At 39.0% G+C, this 16,231-nt stretch carries 14 protein-coding genes and 1 pseudogene; 9 read left to right on the plus strand and 6 right to left on the minus strand.

Annotated features, from left to right (window positions below; translation table 11 throughout):
- Window positions 1-40: 40 nt before the first annotated feature.
- From UXI14_RS17645 to UXI14_RS17655, 3 genes are all read right to left on the minus strand, one after another.
- Window positions 41-598, minus strand: a complete 558-nt coding sequence (locus UXI14_RS17645; RefSeq protein WP_277901342.1) for a DUF4136 domain-containing protein — start codon at window positions 596-598, stop codon at window positions 41-43.
- 20 nt (window positions 599-618) lie between these two features.
- Window positions 619-2,613 (minus strand): urocanate hydratase, encoded by a 1,995-nt coding sequence (locus UXI14_RS17650; RefSeq protein WP_335967294.1) that lies wholly within the window; start codon window positions 2,611-2,613, stop codon window positions 619-621.
- A gap of 66 nt (window positions 2,614-2,679) precedes the next feature.
- A complete protein-coding gene (locus tag UXI14_RS17655; protein ID WP_277901344.1) occupies window positions 2,680-2,835 on the minus strand; it encodes a DUF5522 domain-containing protein in 156 nt (51 codons plus the stop codon).
- 108 nt (window positions 2,836-2,943) lie between these two features.
- Here UXI14_RS17655 and UXI14_RS17660 point away from each other — a divergent pair, with 108 nt between their 5' ends.
- The 4 genes from UXI14_RS17660 to hemL all read left to right on the plus strand — a co-directional run bounded on the left by UXI14_RS17660 (window position 2,944) and on the right by hemL (window position 6,359).
- Entirely contained in the window at window positions 2,944-3,270 is a 327-nt protein-coding gene (locus UXI14_RS17660) for a hypothetical protein (RefSeq protein ID WP_335967295.1), read from the plus strand.
- 92 nt (window positions 3,271-3,362) lie between these two features.
- A complete protein-coding gene (locus tag UXI14_RS17665; protein WP_335967307.1) occupies window positions 3,363-4,259 on the plus strand; it encodes a pyridoxal-phosphate dependent enzyme in 897 nt (298 codons plus the stop codon).
- Window positions 4,256-5,065: a glucosaminidase domain-containing protein gene (locus UXI14_RS17670; RefSeq protein WP_335967297.1), complete on the plus strand. Its 810-nt coding sequence runs from the start codon at window positions 4,256-4,258 to the stop codon at window positions 5,063-5,065. The genes UXI14_RS17665 and UXI14_RS17670 overlap by 4 nt, the downstream gene beginning before the upstream one ends.
- Window positions 5,066-5,075: 10 nt before the next feature.
- Window positions 5,076-6,359: a glutamate-1-semialdehyde 2,1-aminomutase gene (gene hemL, locus UXI14_RS17675; RefSeq protein ID WP_335967298.1), complete on the plus strand. Its 1,284-nt coding sequence runs from the start codon at window positions 5,076-5,078 to the stop codon at window positions 6,357-6,359.
- 101 nt (window positions 6,360-6,460) lie between these two features.
- Here the strand turns inward: hemL and UXI14_RS17680 are convergent, their stop codons facing one another.
- A complete protein-coding gene (locus UXI14_RS17680; RefSeq protein ID WP_335967299.1) occupies window positions 6,461-6,919 on the minus strand; it encodes a hypothetical protein in 459 nt (152 codons plus the stop codon).
- Between the two features lie 203 nt (window positions 6,920-7,122).
- Between UXI14_RS17680 and UXI14_RS17685 the strand changes: the two genes are divergently transcribed.
- Window positions 7,123-7,461 carry a hypothetical protein gene (locus tag UXI14_RS17685; protein WP_335967300.1) on the plus strand — a complete coding sequence of 113 codons (339 nt, stop codon included), beginning with the start codon at window positions 7,123-7,125 and terminating at the stop codon, window positions 7,459-7,461.
- Between the two features lie 153 nt (window positions 7,462-7,614).
- Here the strand turns inward: UXI14_RS17685 and lysS are convergent, their stop codons facing one another.
- Window positions 7,615-9,306: a lysine--tRNA ligase gene (gene lysS, locus UXI14_RS17690; protein WP_335967301.1), complete on the minus strand. Its 1,692-nt coding sequence runs from the start codon at window positions 9,304-9,306 to the stop codon at window positions 7,615-7,617.
- A gap of 327 nt (window positions 9,307-9,633) precedes the next feature.
- On the opposite strand from lysS, the gene UXI14_RS17695 reads away from it, so the two are divergent.
- Together UXI14_RS17695 and lipB are read left to right on the plus strand one after the other, a co-directional pair.
- Complete coding sequence (locus UXI14_RS17695) at window positions 9,634-9,792, plus strand: YqaE/Pmp3 family membrane protein (RefSeq protein ID WP_277901353.1); 159 nt, start codon at window positions 9,634-9,636, stop codon at window positions 9,790-9,792.
- Window positions 9,793-9,913: 121 nt separating this feature from the next.
- Window positions 9,914-10,627 (plus strand): lipoyl(octanoyl) transferase LipB, encoded by a 714-nt coding sequence (lipB, locus tag UXI14_RS17700; RefSeq protein ID WP_335967303.1) that lies wholly within the window; start codon window positions 9,914-9,916, stop codon window positions 10,625-10,627.
- A gap of 52 nt (window positions 10,628-10,679) precedes the next feature.
- Here the strand turns inward: lipB and UXI14_RS17705 are convergent, their stop codons facing one another.
- Window positions 10,680-12,269 (minus strand): peptide chain release factor 3, encoded by a 1,590-nt coding sequence (locus tag UXI14_RS17705; protein ID WP_335967304.1) that lies wholly within the window; start codon window positions 12,267-12,269, stop codon window positions 10,680-10,682.
- 328 nt (window positions 12,270-12,597) lie between these two features.
- Between UXI14_RS17705 and UXI14_RS17710 the strand changes: the two genes are divergently transcribed.
- Together UXI14_RS17710 and UXI14_RS17715 are read left to right on the plus strand one after the other, a co-directional pair.
- On the plus strand, window positions 12,598-15,264 hold the full coding sequence (locus UXI14_RS17710) for a PA14 domain-containing protein (RefSeq protein WP_335967306.1): 2,667 nt from the start codon (window positions 12,598-12,600) through the stop codon (window positions 15,262-15,264).
- 322 nt (window positions 15,265-15,586) lie between these two features.
- Window positions 15,587-16,231 (plus strand): annotated as a pseudogene (locus tag UXI14_RS17715) (hypothetical protein); the annotation flags it as partial.

A 16,231-nucleotide genomic window follows, 5' to 3' on the forward strand; every position in this document is an offset into this window, starting at 1 on the left:
CATAAAAATGCGGCCTTTAATTATTTTGTAAAATTTGTTTTTAGTTTTCTACACTTGCCACTTGTGTGGTTACGGGAGGAAATTGTGCTAAAATTTCTTTTACAAATTCATTGATGCGTTCTTCTTTTTTAGCCATATTTCCATTGGTTACCAAATAACCTGTGCCTTTTCCCTGCCAAACCAGTTCTTTTTTGCCGGCATCGATTAGGTCAATATAGAGTGAGCCTTCGGTTTCGGTGGAAACAGAATTATAACCACCTCCCCAATAGGGGTAACCGTACCAGCCCCATCCCCAGCCAACATTGTTGTATACGCTAACGCGGTCTACTTCTTTTGTGAAGATGCTTACCAAAATGTCTGGATTTTCAGACAAGCGGTAACCCCGCGATTGTAATTCATACTGGATGGAGCGTAAAATTCGTTTTTTATCTAGATCAGAAATTTCAGCTTTATCGATTCCGGGTTTATAAAACGCAAAGGTTTTATACTTCCCAAAATCAACTTGTCTGTCATAATCTGTTGCTACACGTACAGAAGTACAGGCACCTACAAGGATTGCAAGGAGCATTATTCCGGAAAATAGTTTAATTGTTTTCATCTGCTTTGGATTTTTTCAGTTTATTTTAACAGGTCTTCATCTACAAAATGAGGCAATGTTACTTTTAAGTTCGGTTCAATTTCCATTGCACGCTTAATGGCAAAAACAGCTTCTTGGTTTCTGGCCCAGCTTCTTCTGGCAATACCATTGTTTACGTCCCAAAATAACATTGATTGCAAACGTTTATCTGCTTCCTTAGTACCATCAAGAACCATACCAAAACCACCATTTATAACTTCTCCCCAGCCTACGCCACCGCCATTATGGATGCTTACCCAACTAGCGCCCCTAAAACTGTCGCCAATAACGTTGTGTATGGCCATATCTGCCGTAAAACGGGAACCATCGTAAATATTGGAAGTTTCCCTAAAAGGGGAGTCCGTTCCGCTTACATCATGGTGGTCCCTTCCTAAAATTACAAAACCTATTTTATTTTCGGCAATTGCTTTGTTGAAAGCTGCGGCTATTTTTATTCTTCCTTCGGCATCGGCATACAAAATACGGGCTTGAGAGCCAACGACCAATTTGTTTTTTTGGGCTGCTTTAATCCATTGTATGTTGTCCTGAAGTTGTTGTTGTATTTCTTCTGGGGCATTTTTTTTCATTTCCTCTAGGATGTCGCAGGCAATGGCATCGGTTTTTTTAAGATCTTCGGGGTTACCGCTTGCACACACCCAACGGAAGGGCCCGAAACCAAAATCGAAACACATGGGCCCCATAATATCTTGTACATAACTCGGGTATTTAAAATCGATGTTGTTTTTTGCCATTACATCGGCGCCTGCCCTGGAAGCTTCCAATAAAAATGCATTTCCGTAGTCAAAAAAGTAGGTTCCTTTTTGGGTATGCCTGTTAATGGCTTTGGCGTGTCTCCTTAAACTTCCTCGAACTTTTTCCTTAAACGTTTTGGCATCTTCGGCCATTAATCGTTGGGCTTCTTCAAAAGTAATGCCTACTGGGTAATAGCCGCCGGCCCATGGATTGTGAAGCGAAGTTTGATCGGAACCCAAATCGATTTTAATGTTTTCTACGTCAAATTTTTCCCATACATCAACAATATTTCCGTGGTAAGCAATAGAAACGGTTTCTTTTTCTTTTTGAGCCTTTTTTATACGGGTTACAAGTTCGTCCAGGTTGGCGATAACTTCGTCTACCCAACCTTGAGAATGCCTTGTTTCTATGGCTTTCGGGTTTACTTCGGCACAAACGGTAATACAGCCGGCTATGTTTCCTGCTTTTGGTTGCGCACCGCTCATTCCGCCAAGTCCCGAGGTAACAAAGATATTTCCGTTAGGGTTTTTGTTTATTTTTCTAAAACCGTTTAATACCGTAATTGTTGTTCCGTGCACAATGCCTTGTGGGCCTATGTACATATAGCTTCCTGCCGTCATTTGTCCGTATTGGGTAACGCCCAGGGCATTGAATTTTTCCCAATCGTCTTGTTTGGAGTAGTTTGGAATCATCATTCCATTGGTAACAACAACTCTTGGTGCATTTTTATGCGAAGGAAACAAACCTAACGGATGACCACTATACATAACCAAAGTCTGCTCATCGTTCATTTCAGAAAGATATTTCATGGTAAGCCTGTATTGTGCCCAGTTTTGAAATACGGCCCCATTACCACCATAAGTGATTAACTCGTGCGGGTGCTGGGCAACTTTGGGATCCAAATTGTTCATAATCATCAGCATAATAGCGGCCGCATGCCTTGATTTTGCCGGATAAGCATCAATGGGCCTTGCGTACATGGGGTAATCTGGCCTTAGCCGGCACATATATATTCTACCATATGTTTCGAGTTCTTCCTTGAATTCTTGGATTAACTCGGCATGTAAACTTTTATCAAAATAACGGAGCGCATTTTTTATGGCCAGCTTCTTTTCATCATCGGTTAAAATTTCCTTTCGTTTTGGGGCGTGGTTTACCAATGGATCGTAATCCTTTTTTTTAGGAAGTATCTCGGGTATCCCTTCTTGTATTTGTGATGCAAAACTGTATTCTGTGTCAATCATTTTTTGTTGTTTTTCAAAGGTTTAGGGGTAAACTTTGTACTTGATTTAAATTTTTTATATCCTGCCTTAAGTCTTTCGGCTTTTATTAAATCCGTATGGGCAGTGCCTGCAACCACTTTCGCAACAATAACCCCTTTTTAGGTGGTATTGCTCGGTGAAAACACGGTAGCCTTCGGGGGAAAGATAATAATCACCTTCCTCTGGACGAATTATTTTCTTCATTCCTTTATTAAGTATCTATTTAGATTATGCTATCTTTACAAAGATAAAGGAATTGACTGTATAAAGAATTCTAAACAAATCTTAATTTTAAAAACGCTTTCCGTTATTTTGATTCTCATATTCAAATATATTTTCCCGAAACGTTATGTAGGCCTTACATTGTGGCCATTAATTATCCTAAAGGACGGCTCTTTAAAAAAAGATGCTATTTTGATAAACCACGAACGTATACATTTAAAACAACAAGTAGAGTTGTTGATACTTCCTTTTTATTTGCTGTATATAATGGAATGGCTTATCGGACTTTGCTATTATGGTAATTTTGTTGAAGCATATAGAAATATTAGCTTCGAGAAAGAAGCCTATCAAAACGAGTGGAATTTAAATTATTTGAAAGAACGCCCGCGTTGGCATTTTTTAAAATATGTTTTTTAACCATTTTTAACTTACGGTTGGCTTTTTTTGCCAAAAAGGCACCAAAACTATCATAAGCCATATCTTTGCCCATTGAAAAATACACATTGGCTTTGCACAATCAGGAAATACATATACCGGCAATAGAGAAGGCTTCCGTTAGGCTGTTTATAAAACGGGAAGATCGTATCCACCCTTTTGTTTCGGGGAATAAATTTAGAAAACTAAAGTACAATTTACTGGAAGCCCAAAAGCTTGAGCAAGATACCTTATTAACTTTTGGCGGTGCTTTTTCCAACCACATTGCGGCAACAGCTTATGCGGGTTTTGAAAAAGGGCTGAAAACCATTGGGGTTATCCGTGGGGAAGAATTGGAAAGCTCAGTTTCGAAAAACCCTACCTTGTTATTTGCACGGGAACACGGTATGGAGTTTAAGTTTATTAGCAGGACAGATTACAGAAAAAAAGATACTTCGGCATATATAAACATACTAAAAGAAGAATTTGGCACGTTTTACCTAATCCCTGAAGGCGGCACCAATACATTGGCGGTGAAAGGGTGCGAGGAAATTTTAACCCAAGACGATGCACGGTTTGATTACATATGTACGGCTGTTGGAACGGGCGGCACTATTTCAGGTTTGATAAATTGTTCACAACTCCGTCAACAAGTTTTAGGATTTCCTGCCCTTAAAGGGGATTTTTTGAAATCAGAAATTCATAAATTTGCCCATAAGGATAACTGGAAGCTAATTACCGATTATCATTTCGGGGGGTATGCCAAGATAAACAGGGACTTAATAGATTTTATAAACCTTTTTAAGGAGCAGACAGATATTTCCTTAGATCCGGTTTATACCGGAAAAATGATGTTCGGGATTGTTGATTTAATCCAAAAGGGATATTTTGATGAAAACACCAGCATTTTGGCGGTTCATACAGGAGGTCTGCAAGGAATTGCAGGAATGAACCAATATTTAAAACAAAAGAATTTACCATTAATAAAATGATTGTTAAACGTATTATTGTTGCTTTCCTTGTATTGTTTTTAGTGAGTTGCGGTGCTAAAAAGAAGGCAACTTCAACTAAAAAAAATAACAGGGGCCATTCTACAACAAAAACAGACACCAGAAACGGTAACGCTAACAGCCAAAATACCGAAACCCTGGAGTCTACTTCCAGAACTACCGTTTATACAGCAACCGTAGAAGATTACATAGATGTTTATAGCCCGATAGCCATGCGCCAAATGCAAAATTATGGTATTCCGGCAAGTATTATTTTGGCACAGGGAATCTTGGAAAGTGGAGCAGGAAAAGGAGAGCTGGTAAGGAAAGCCAACAACCATTTTGGAATTAAATGCCATGCAGGATGGAACGGGGAACGTGCCTATCATGACGACGATGCCAAAGGGGAATGCTTTAGAAAATACAAATACCCGGAATATTCTTATCAGGATCATTCAGAATTTTTAACCACCCGAAGCCGGTACAATTTTTTGTTCAGCTTGGATAAAGACGATTACAAAGGCTGGGCAAAAGGACTTCGGTCGGCAGGATATGCTACCGATAGGCGTTATCCGCAGAAATTGATAAGTCTTATTGAAAAATATCAATTATATGAATACGATGCGGCAGTTTTGGGTGTAGCGCCCGAAAGTATTGGTCACATTGCAGACAATACATATGTGGTTTCTAAAGGAGATACCTTGTATTCCATTTCAAAACGGCATAATATTTCGGTTGACGACCTAAAGAAGAAAAACGGCTTAAAAGATAATAATATCAAAATAGGACAAGTATTATACTTAAACTAAAATAGAGAACATGTTATATAAAAGAAGTAGTGCACTTTTTGCTGAAGCTAAAAATTATATTCCGGGAGGCGTAAATTCTCCGGTAAGGGCTTTTAATGCTGTTGGGGGCGATCCCATTTTTGTAAAGCAGGCAAAAGGCGCATACCTATATGATGAAGATGGAAATAAATTGATAGATTATATTGCCTCTTGGGGGCCAATGATTCTCGGACATGCTTTTCAACCCGTAGTAAATGCAGTTATAGAAAAAACCACTCTGGGAACTTCTTTTGGAATGCCAACGCTTATAGAAACAGAAATAGCCAAACTGGCGGTTTCCATGGTGCCCAATGTGGATAAAGTCCGTTTTGTAAACAGTGGTACAGAAGCTTGTATGAGCGCCGTTAGGCTGGCAAGGGGATATACTGGAAAAGACAAGATTATTAAGTTTGCAGGCTGTTACCACGGACATTCCGATTCGTTTTTAATCCAAGCGGGAAGCGGGGCCGTTACTTTTGGTAGCCCAAACAGTCCCGGGGTTACACAAGGAACCGCAAAAGACACCTTATTGGCCAATTACAACGACCTTAAAAGTGTGGAAGACTTAATTCAGGCCAATAAAAACGAAATAGCAGCCATAATTATAGAACCCGTGGCCGGAAATATGGGCTGTATTGTTCCTCAAAAAGGATTTTTAGAAGGCTTGCGTTCTCTTTGCGATGCCAATAATATGCTCCTTATTTTTGATGAGGTCATGACAGGGTTTCGTTTGGCACAAGGCGGCGCTCAGGAATTGTTGGGCATAAAGGCAGATATTGTAACCTTTGGTAAGGTAATAGGCGGGGGGCTTCCCGTAGGGGCATTTGCCGCCCGTAATGAAATTATGGAACATTTGGCACCTTTGGGGCCCGTGTACCAAGCAGGTACTTTAAGTGGAAATCCCCTGGCAATGGCCGCCGGACTTACCATGTTGCAATACCTAAACCAGCATGAGGAAGTATTTAAAAGTTTAGCCGATAAAACATCGTATTTGCACCAAGGGTTGGAAAAAGCATTCGAAGAGACCAATATTACCTATACCATCAATAAATTGGGCTCCATGATTTCGGTGCATTTTACAGATGAAGTATACGATTTTGAAACTTCGGCTAAAGGGAATAACGAGACATTTAAAAAGTTTTTCCATGGAATGCTCAACGAAGGTATTTACCTTCCGCCAAGTGCTTTTGAAAGTTGGTTTTTAAACGATGCCCTTACTTATGAAGACTTGGACAAGACCATTGAAGCGGCTTCCAAAGTGGTAAAAACCCTATAAACCTGATTATAAAACATCAAGGAACAAATACATAAAAAAGCAACAGGCCCCGCAATAAAATGGTAGCGGGGCCTGTTTTTTAAAGTGTGAGGGTTTTACCTTCATTTCCCGTACATTTTCTTGCGGAATTTATGGTGCATTTGTTTTTTAGACTTTTTCCATGATTCATATTGGTCATTGTCCAAAATTTTCTTCATTTTTCCTTGTACGGCCAATTGCTCGTCCAGTTGCGCATTTAGCATTGCATAGCGCTCGTCTTTTGTAGGCTTTTCAGCAGTATTCTTTTTGGCTTTCCATGCTTCTATTTTTGCTTTGTGCTTGGTGGCCAGATCTTTGTTCAGGCTCAATACTTCTTTTTGTTGGGCATCGGTAAGGTCTAATGCCAAAGCCATTCTTTTAGTTTTTAATTCTGCTATCTGGTCTGGAGTAAGATCGCTGTAAAAGGATTTAAATTTTTCTCTTTTTTCCGTTCTGTCTTTTCGGTCGCTCTTGTTTTTTTCTTGCGCAAAAGATGTAGCGGTAATCAATACGATCAATAATAAGCTTAGTGTCTTTTTCATTTGTTCATAATTTTATGATTTCTATACTTATAAGACTTATATTTCGACTTTAGGTTTAATCAACAGTAAATATTTAACAGATTTTTAAATAAAACAATACTTTCTATCAGGGAAAAATACCCTTTCTATTTCATGCTTTTACCTCTGGTTTTATGAGGGTTGCTTATGTAGTTTTACATCAATCAAACAAAAAAACTAATATCATGAGTGCATTATCTTTTAAAATCGACAAAGTAAAGCTGGATACACAGCAAAAAACAGTTTTATGGAACGGAGACCGCATCCCGATTCACGGGCATATGGTCTGTAGCGGTATGTCTAACCGGTTTATGGTTTATTTCGTGGACAGAAAATATGCTTTTATCCCGTCCATTTATATGCCGCACCAGCGTTTGGTGGTGAAGTTTGTTTATTTTGAAGAAATACACGATTACTTTTATCTGGCAGACACCAAAGAAACCATTTATGGATATTACAATACCGAATGCCCAGAATTAAACTGCATAACCGTAAACCAGCCCATTAGGGAATTATGTTATTAACCTGAGCCAGGATAATTGGACTTAGGTTATTAATGCCTCGTTGTGAAGAAAACCTTCTTGCTGATTATAACCAAGCAAGAAGGTTTTTTTTAAGGAATCAAATAAAAAAGAGGCACAAAGCCTCTTTCTTTATATATATTATAAATGCGATATCTAAACGATTTCGCAAAACAATCCTTCGTCGGTTTTTTCAACTTTTACCAATTTGTGCTTTGTAAGTCCTTTAATGGTCTTGTCCCATTTTTTATTGCTTAACCCGGATGCGTCTTTAAGATCGTTCAAAAGCATTTTGTTTTCTTTTTTCAGCAATTCAAAAACAGCTTTTTCCTCATCGTTCAAGGCAACCTCGACTTTTTTCTCGGGGCGCATCTGCGGGAAGAAAAGCACTTCCTGTATAGAAGCATTGTTGGTTAAAAGCATTACCAGCCTATCAATACCAATACCGATCCCCGAGGTTGGTGGCATTCCATATTCCAGGGCCCTCAAGAAATCCTGATCGATAAACATGGCCTCGTCGTCTCCTTTTTCAGAGAGTTTTAATTGTTCCTCAAAGCGTTCACGTTGGTCAATTGGGTCGTTCAATTCCGAATAGGCATTTGCCAGCTCCTTTCCGTTTACCATCAATTCAAAGCGCTCGGTAAGTGCAGGGTTTTCCCTGTGTTCTTTGGTAAGCGGGCTCATTTCCTTTGGATAGTCGGTAATAAAAGTGGGCTGGATGTAATTGTGCTCGCATTTTTCACCAAAAATCTCATCTATCAGTTTCCCAACTCCCATGCTTTCATCTACGGGAATATCCAGTTTTGTGCATACTTCGCGCAATTCGGCTTCGTTCATCCCGGCAACGTCAAAGCCTGTATGGTCTTTAATTGCCTGCAAAATAGGCACGCGCGGGTATGGGGCTTTAAAATCTATTTCATTCTCTCCAACAATAACTTTAGAACTTCCGTTGGCATCGGTGGCAACCTTTTCCAGCAATTCTTCGGTCATGCCCATCATCCAATTGTAATCTTTGTACGAAACATACAGCTCCATAACCGTAAATTCCGGATTGTGGGTTTTGTCCATGCCCTCGTTACGAAAATCCTTGGCAAACTCGTACACGCCGTCAAAACCACCAACAATAAGCCTTTTTAAATACAGTTCGTTGGCAATACGCAAATACAAAGGGATGTTCAATGCATTATGGTGCGTAACAAAAGGACGAGCGGCAGCACCACCGGGAATAGATTGCAAAATGGGTGTTTCTACTTCCAAATAACCACGGGTGTTAAAAAATTCCCGCATACTGCTGGTAATTTTTGTACGCTTTATAAAGGTTTCTTTTACATGCGGATTCACAATTAAATCTACGTAGCGCTGGCGGTAACGCAGTTCGGGGTCGTTAAACTCGTCAAAAACCTTTCCTTCGCTGTCTACTTTTGGCAACGGCAAAGGGCGCAAAGATTTATTCAGTACCGTAAAATTTTTCACCATTACGGTTTTCTCGCCGACCTGTGTGGTAAAAAGGGTACCTTCAATACCAATAATATCGCCAATATCAAGCAACTTTTTATAAACTTCGTTGTAAAGGGTCTTATCATCGCCTGGGCAAACTTCATCCCTGTTAAAATATAGTTGAATACGCCCTTCGCTATCCTGCAACTCTGCAAACGAGGCCTTTCCTTGAATCCGTCGGCTCATTAAACGACCGGAAAGCACCACCTTTTTATCTTCTTCAAAGTTTTCCTTCACCTGTTTAGAAGTATGGTCTACCGGATACAAAGCGGCCGGATACGGATTAATGCCCAATTCACGTAGCTTTCCAAGCTTTTCCCTACGAATAATTTCCTGTTCTGAAAGTTGCATACTGTTTCATTCTCAATTTAAGCCTGCAAAGATAGGGAGTATTTAACAATCTATCAATCAATTTATATTATTTGGGCGGCTTGCTACCGCAACCGGGTTTTTCGCAGTACACGCCTGCCTGGCCATGCCAGTCAGCCGGGGTACTTTGCTACAACCCCTGCCGCAAACAGCAGAATTATTTTTGAGCATTGTAACAAATTATCGGGTAATGCGTCATATAAGTACATCAATCAATATATTTGTTTTTCCAAAAGGACTTTATCAATCCAGGGAAAGCAGTTTAACAAGAGCACTTTAAAGGTGCAATCAATCAAAAAACGAAAAAAAATGAGTATTTGGAGAGTATTACTTTCAATTATCTGTCCGCCGCTTGCCGTGCTGGATAAAGGTTGCGGTTCAATTGTTATTGTTTTTATACTGTGGTTATGCGGTTGGATTCCCGGCGTTATTGCGGCCCTGATTATCTTGAACAACCCAGATAGGTAATTTGGCTTTTTTAGCCAATGGAGAAAAGTAAAAACAAGTTCATTACCAAGCGGTCGGGTAGAATGCTATTCAATAGCAGTCAAACTAACAATCCAAATATCTAAATCCGTATCTTTGCACTATGAATAAAAAGGTGATATTTCAAGATTTAGGATATATGGATTACAAAGAAACCTGGGATTATCAGGAATCTTTGTTTAAGGCTATTTTGGATATTAAAATAAACAACAGAAGGGAGAATACGCAGTTAGCGACCCCAAATTATTTTTTATTTGTAGAGCATCCGCATGTATATACACTAGGAAAGAGCGGGGATATGGAAAACCTGCTTTTAAACCAAACACAATTGGCGCAAAAAGGAGCTTCTTTTTATAAAATTAACCGCGGGGGAGACATTACCTACCACGGTCCTGGGCAAATTGTGGGGTACCCAATTTTGGACCTTGACAATTTTTTTACCGACATACATAAGTATTTGCGCTTTCTGGAAGAGGTTATTATTTTAACTTTAGACGAATACGGCATAAAAGCCACACGTAGCGAAGGAGAAACTGGCGTTTGGATAGACGTGGGAACTCCTTTTGCAAGAAAAATATGCGCTATGGGCGTGCGTGCCTCCAGATGGGTGACCATGCATGGTTTTGCCCTTAACGTAAATGCCAATTTAGGCTATTTTGATAATATAATCCCATGTGGCATACGCGGAAAGGGAGTAACTTCGTTGAATGTTGAATTAGGACAGGCAGAAGTTCCTTTGGGAGAAGTTAAGGACAAGCTCTTAAAGCATTTTCAACAATTGTTTCAGGCAAATTTTGTAGAAGCGGTTGGGCAATAAACAATAATTGGTTTTGCGGGTGGGTATAACCTTCACAAAACCAATATCTTATTTATTTGTATTCAGAAACAAAATGAAGCTTTACGTTCGGGTATTTCTGTTGCGTCATTTGTATTGAAAAAGCAGAGTCTGCAAAGAAAACCAATTGTCCTTGTTTGTCTTTTGCCAAAAATTTCTGTTTTACACGTTTAAATTCGGCAAATTCCTCGCTGTTACTGTCTACGGGATCTACCCAACAGGCTTTGTGTACGGGAAGGTTCTCGTAACTGCACTTGGCACCGTATTCATGTTCCAGCCTATATTGAATAACTTCATATTGCAAAGCGCCAACGGTACCAATTACTTTGCGGTTATTTATTTCCAGTGTAAAAAGCTGTGCAACCCCTTCGTCCATTAATTGGTTAATTCCCTTGTCTAGTTGCTTGGCCTTCATTGGGTCGGCATTGTTTATATACCTAAAATGTTCTGGTGAAAAACTAGGGATGCCCTTAAAGTTTAAAACTTCTCCTTGGGTAAGGGTATCGCCAATTTTAAAGTTGCCTGTGTCGTGCAGGCCAACAATATCGCCGGCATATGATATGTCTACAATTTCTTTCTTTTCGGCAAAAAAAGCATTTGGGCTTGAAAATTTTAAATTTTTATTATGTCGAACGTGTAAATAAGGCGTGTTTCGCTCAAAGGTGCCCGATACAATTTTAATAAACGCCAACCTGTCCCGGTGCCTAGGATCCATATTGGCATGTATTTTAAAAACAAAACCAGTAAAGGCTTCTTCGTTTGGTTTTACTAAACGTTCTTCGGCTTTTTTAGGAAGTGGTGGCGGAGCTATCTCTACAAAACAATCAAGCAATTCGCGCACCCCGAAATTGTTCAAGGCAGAGCCAAAAAACACAGGTTGCAATTCACTTTTCATATACGCATCCCGGTCAAAATCGGGGTAAACTTCATATACCAGCTCAAGGTTTTCGCGAAGTTCTTCGGCAGCCTTTTCGCCAATAATTTTTTCAAGTTCCGGGTTGTTTACATCATCAAAAGCAATGGTTTCTTCAATATTTTTTTTACTGTCACCGCTAAAAAGATTAATGTTTTTTTCCCAGACATTATAAATTCCTTTAAAATCATACCCCATGCCGATAGGGAAGCTAAGCGGCGTGACTTTAAGTCCCAGTTTTTGCTCTACTTCATCCAGAAGATCGAATGCATCTTTACCTTCACGGTCTAGTTTATTTATAAAAACAATCATTGGTATATTGCGCATGCGGCATACCTCGACCAATTTCTCGGTTTGTTCTTCAACCCCTTTGGCAACATCAATTACAACAATAACACTATCTACGGCGGTAAGTGTCCTAAAAGTGTCCTCGGCAAAATCCTTGTGTCCGGGCGTATCAAGTATGTTAATCTTTTTTTCTTTGTAGTTAAAAGCCAATACAGAGGTAGCTACCGAGATTCCCCTTTGCCGTTCTATCTCCATAAAATCGCTCGTGGCACCTTTTTTTATTTTATTGCTTTTAACGGCCCCGGCTTCTTGAATGGCACCTCCAAACAGCAATAGTTTTTCGGTTAAAGTAGTTTTCCCGGCATCGGGGTGCGAGATTATACCAAAGGTCCTTCTTTTATTAATTTCTTTATTTAATTGCATGCTCCAAATTTAAAGGATTGCAAAAATAATTTAATATAAGTCAAATGCCACTATTTAGTTCAATATTTTATAAATGAAGATTTTATCACTAAAACGATTAACTATATTTTGGCAATCCTTAAACATTTTTGTTTTATGCATTTCATCGATAGATTGTTGTGGGTAATCTTTTTTATTTTAAAATAGTATGCTTGCATAATACTTTTGTTTCGAAATCAAATCCTTTAACAAAAAATTAAGAAAACCCAAATAATCAAACCCATATTAAGTACTAAAATTTAATGAACAACAATTTTTAAAATAAATTAACCTACATCCCTCTAACCAAATGAACAAACTGTATTTTGGAATTTTATTCCTAATATTTCCAACACTTATTCTTAGCCAAACCACACCCCCATGTGCCGGCGTGCTGGATTATGAGTTTTACGACCTTGTTCCGTCTGGAAACACCGTAGACAACATACCTTTTTCCGGGGCCATGGCAATGGGGCAAATAAGCAATTTTAATGTGGCAGACTTGCAAAATGCCATAGATCCGGGAGATACAGATACATATTCTATTCGTTATAAAGGTTACATAAAAATAGAAACCTCTGAAATTTATACTTTCTACACCAGTTCAGATGATGGATCTAAGTTATATATAAATGGAGTTCAGGTTGTTGATAACGATGGAGATCATGGAAATCAGGAAAGGTCGGGTACAATTACTTTAGCTCCTGGAATATATCCAATACAAATATTATTTTACGAAAATGGAGGAAGTAATTTACTAAGCGCTTCTTATTCAACTACAAGCATAGTCAAGCAGGCAATCCCGTTTTCAAAACTTTCTGGACTTTGCGACGATTTGGATAAAGATGGTGTAAAAGACAATGTTGATTTGGATATTGATAACGATGGGATATTAAACGATGCAGAATGTGGGTCATTAAATTCTGAAAAGTACGCAATTAAAGCAACCAATGTAAGTAATTTTTTAAATGTTTATGATGCAGAAGGGCTTCCGGGAGATACTTTTTCATATACGGCCAACCAGCAAGGGCGAATTTTATTGGAGTTTTCCGATGAACTTCCACTTAATACCAAGGTAAATGTTTATTTGGGCTCTAACGACGGAGGCAGTAAATCTTTTAACCTTCATAGGTCGGATGCCATTGGGACGGCTTATTCTGATGGTAATACAATATCCTCATCAGGGATTACTGAGGGAAAGAAAATGGTCGAATTTGAGGTTAAACAAGGTACGGTAAAGTATTTACTTATTATTTCATATGGATATAATTCACGTGTATACGGTGCTACTTATACCTTGCCAGCTACAGACTGTTCATTGGTTGATACAGACAACGACGGTATCCCGAATTATAAAGACTTAGATAGCGATAACGACGGAATCCCCGATAATGTGGAAGCACAAACTACCTTGGGTTATACCCCGCCCTCTGGTACTAGGGTAAACGGTTTGGATACTGCATATGGAACAAACGGAATTATCCCGGTTGATACCGATGGCGATGGAATCCCTGATTTTTTGGATACGAATAGCGATAATCAAGGAGATAATGATACTATTGAAGCCGGACTAACATTAAATAATGCAGATAGCGATAATGATGGTTTGGACAATGCAACAGATGCAGTCCTTGGTTATGCCGACCCCGGTGGAACAATAGATAACCCTCTTACTGGGGCCATTACCTTACCTGATGTGGATTTGGACGTCAATTCAGGAGGTGATGTTAATTATAGGGATGCCAATGACGGGATAGATAATAATCCTCCAACAATTACCGCCAATGGAGACCTTGTTCATTGTGTTGGCGACTCAACTCCAATAGTTGAATCGGTCAATATTGAAGATGACCAAGGGCAATTGGAAAAAATATTTATTCAAATTACCAATAATTACGATGTTGGTGATTTATTGAGTTACGATAATTCGGTGCCCGGGATTACTTCCAGTTGGAACCCCTCGGAAGGAAAACTTACACTTACAGGACCTGCAACCCTCGAAGCCTTCGAACAGGCAATTATGGCGGTTAAGTATAGTTCAACAGCAACATTGGATGACGATACAAAAGATTTTTCCATTGTATTATCTGAATTAAATTTTTTGGATTCATCTGGACATTATTACGAATACGTACCTTCCTTAGGCATAACATGGACAGCTGCCAAGGCAGCTGCCGAAGCAAGGAATTTTTATGGGGTACAAGGATATTTGGCTGTAATTACCTCCGCAGATGAAGCCACTTTATTAGGCGAACAAGCTCCCGGAGCAGGTTGGATTGGTGCTAGTGATGCCACAGTAGAAGGCGAATGGAGATGGGTTACCGGTCCGGAAGCAGGACAACAATTTTGGCAAGGAACAGCAGGGGGAAATGCTGTTAATGATATGTATGAAAATTGGAACAATGGAGAGCCCAACAATTCCGGCAATGAAGATTATGCACATATCAATGCGCCCGGAACTGGATTTGACGGCTCTTGGAACGATTTGCCAAATGCTGGGGGTGCAGGGGCCTATCAGCCAAAAGGTTATTTGGTGGAGTATGGCGGTTTAAATACGGGAGAAACCTTTCCGCAGGTTTCAGCGGTTACAAAAATAACCCCGTTTACTATTAACGATGAATACCAACCCGAAGATCAAAGTGTTTTTGTTGGTGAAGAAGCGACATTTAATGTTCAAATTAAAAATATAAACAATACCAATGTAGTTTGGGAAGTTGATGAAGGTGCTGGTTTTAATCCCATAAACGCAAGTGAATATAATACAAATATTGTTTATGATGCAGCGACTGAATATTATACGGTTTCATTAAAATCTTTAAATGCAGAAATTGATAAAAACGGCTATAAATACCGGGCTGTGTTAAAAAGCACAAAAGTTGCATGTAATGCTATATATTCAAACAATGCAACATTAACGGTCAAGGTAAAAACTATTATTACCAATAGGAATAAAACTTACCGGGTAAATAAAAATTAATGCTTTTTGTCTAAGATATAAGTTGTTTATCTGAGACACAACATTATGTAGCCGTTACACATCAAAAATTATGTAAGGGCACTGTTTTAGAGTAATTTTGGCTAATTAAAAGGAATCTATAAAATCAATAAAACCTCAAACTTATGAAAATAAAATACGCTTCATAGGAGGATCGATTTACATAAGCAATGATAGCTTTTTATGTAAATCGCATTAATCTAAATACACCGATAACTATTGAATAATTGAATGTTGTTTTTAAGCAGCCTGGATAGGTATTGCCTAAATTCAAAAAACTAACTATTGTTAAGAAATAAACAAAATGAAAAACGGAATTTTAATTTTTGTATTGCTAATTTCCGGATTTGCGTTTTCCCAAACTACAATTAATCTAGAAAATCAATGCAATTGCGAAGTCATCAAGGGAACCGATGTAACTGTCGCAGGAACAACTACTCCTACAGCCGATCAAGGAGATATCTACATTAATACCAACACAGGTGTTTTGTATTTTTGGAACGGAAGTTCATGGGAACTTACTTCTGGAAAAAATACTGTAAATAAAACCTTTATGGTAGATGGCAACGACTTAGTGATTACCGATAGTGATGGTAATACGATATCGGTTGCGTTGGCAGATATTAATACAGATAATCAGCAATTAAGTTTTAATAGTGCTACAAATGTTCTGTTCTTGGAGAACGGAGGCGATGTTGATTTATCAACTTTAATTTCTTCAGGCCCTCAAGGCCCTCAAGGCCCTCAAGGAGACAAGGGAGATAAGGGAGATAAAGGCGAACAAGGGGTCCAAGGTGAGCAAGGTCCACAAGGAGAAAAGGGTGAACAAGGAGACCAAGGAATCCAAGGCCTTCAAGGAGAAAAGGGAGATAAAGGCGACCAAGGTGAACAAGGCCTTCAAGGAGAAAAAGGTGATAAAGGTGACCAAGGCGAACAGGGAATCCAAGGC

Origin of the sequence: Galbibacter sp. PAP.153 (assembly GCF_037029175.1) — a bacterium.
Classification (GTDB): domain Bacteria; phylum Bacteroidota; class Bacteroidia; order Flavobacteriales; family Flavobacteriaceae; genus Galbibacter; species Galbibacter pacificus.

What these genes read in the sequence shown, in the direction of transcription:
- UXI14_RS17645 (WP_277901342.1), bottom strand. Translation starts at nt 598, where the DNA reads ATGAAAACAATTAAACTATTTTCCGGAATAATGCTCCTTGCAATCCTT.
- UXI14_RS17710 (WP_335967306.1), top strand. Translation starts at nt 12,598, where the DNA reads ATGAACAAACTGTATTTTGGAATTTTATTCCTAATATTTCCAACACTT.
- UXI14_RS17685 (WP_335967300.1), top strand. Translation starts at nt 7,123, where the DNA reads ATGAGTGCATTATCTTTTAAAATCGACAAAGTAAAGCTGGATACACAG.
- lysS (WP_335967301.1), bottom strand. Translation starts at nt 9,306, where the DNA reads ATGCAACTTTCAGAACAGGAAATTATTCGTAGGGAAAAGCTTGGAAAG.
- UXI14_RS17650 (WP_335967294.1), bottom strand. Translation starts at nt 2,613, where the DNA reads ATGATTGACACAGAATACAGTTTTGCATCACAAATACAAGAAGGGATA.
- lipB (WP_335967303.1), top strand. Translation starts at nt 9,914, where the DNA reads ATGAATAAAAAGGTGATATTTCAAGATTTAGGATATATGGATTACAAA.
- UXI14_RS17655 (WP_277901344.1), bottom strand. Translation starts at nt 2,835, where the DNA reads ATGAAGAAAATAATTCGTCCAGAGGAAGGTGATTATTATCTTTCCCCC.
- UXI14_RS17670 (WP_335967297.1), top strand. Translation starts at nt 4,256, where the DNA reads ATGATTGTTAAACGTATTATTGTTGCTTTCCTTGTATTGTTTTTAGTG.
- UXI14_RS17680 (WP_335967299.1), bottom strand. Translation starts at nt 6,919, where the DNA reads ATGAAAAAGACACTAAGCTTATTATTGATCGTATTGATTACCGCTACA.
- UXI14_RS17695 (WP_277901353.1), top strand. Translation starts at nt 9,634, where the DNA reads ATGAGTATTTGGAGAGTATTACTTTCAATTATCTGTCCGCCGCTTGCC.
- hemL (WP_335967298.1), top strand. Translation starts at nt 5,076, where the DNA reads ATGTTATATAAAAGAAGTAGTGCACTTTTTGCTGAAGCTAAAAATTAT.
- UXI14_RS17705 (WP_335967304.1), bottom strand. Translation starts at nt 12,269, where the DNA reads ATGCAATTAAATAAAGAAATTAATAAAAGAAGGACCTTTGGTATAATC.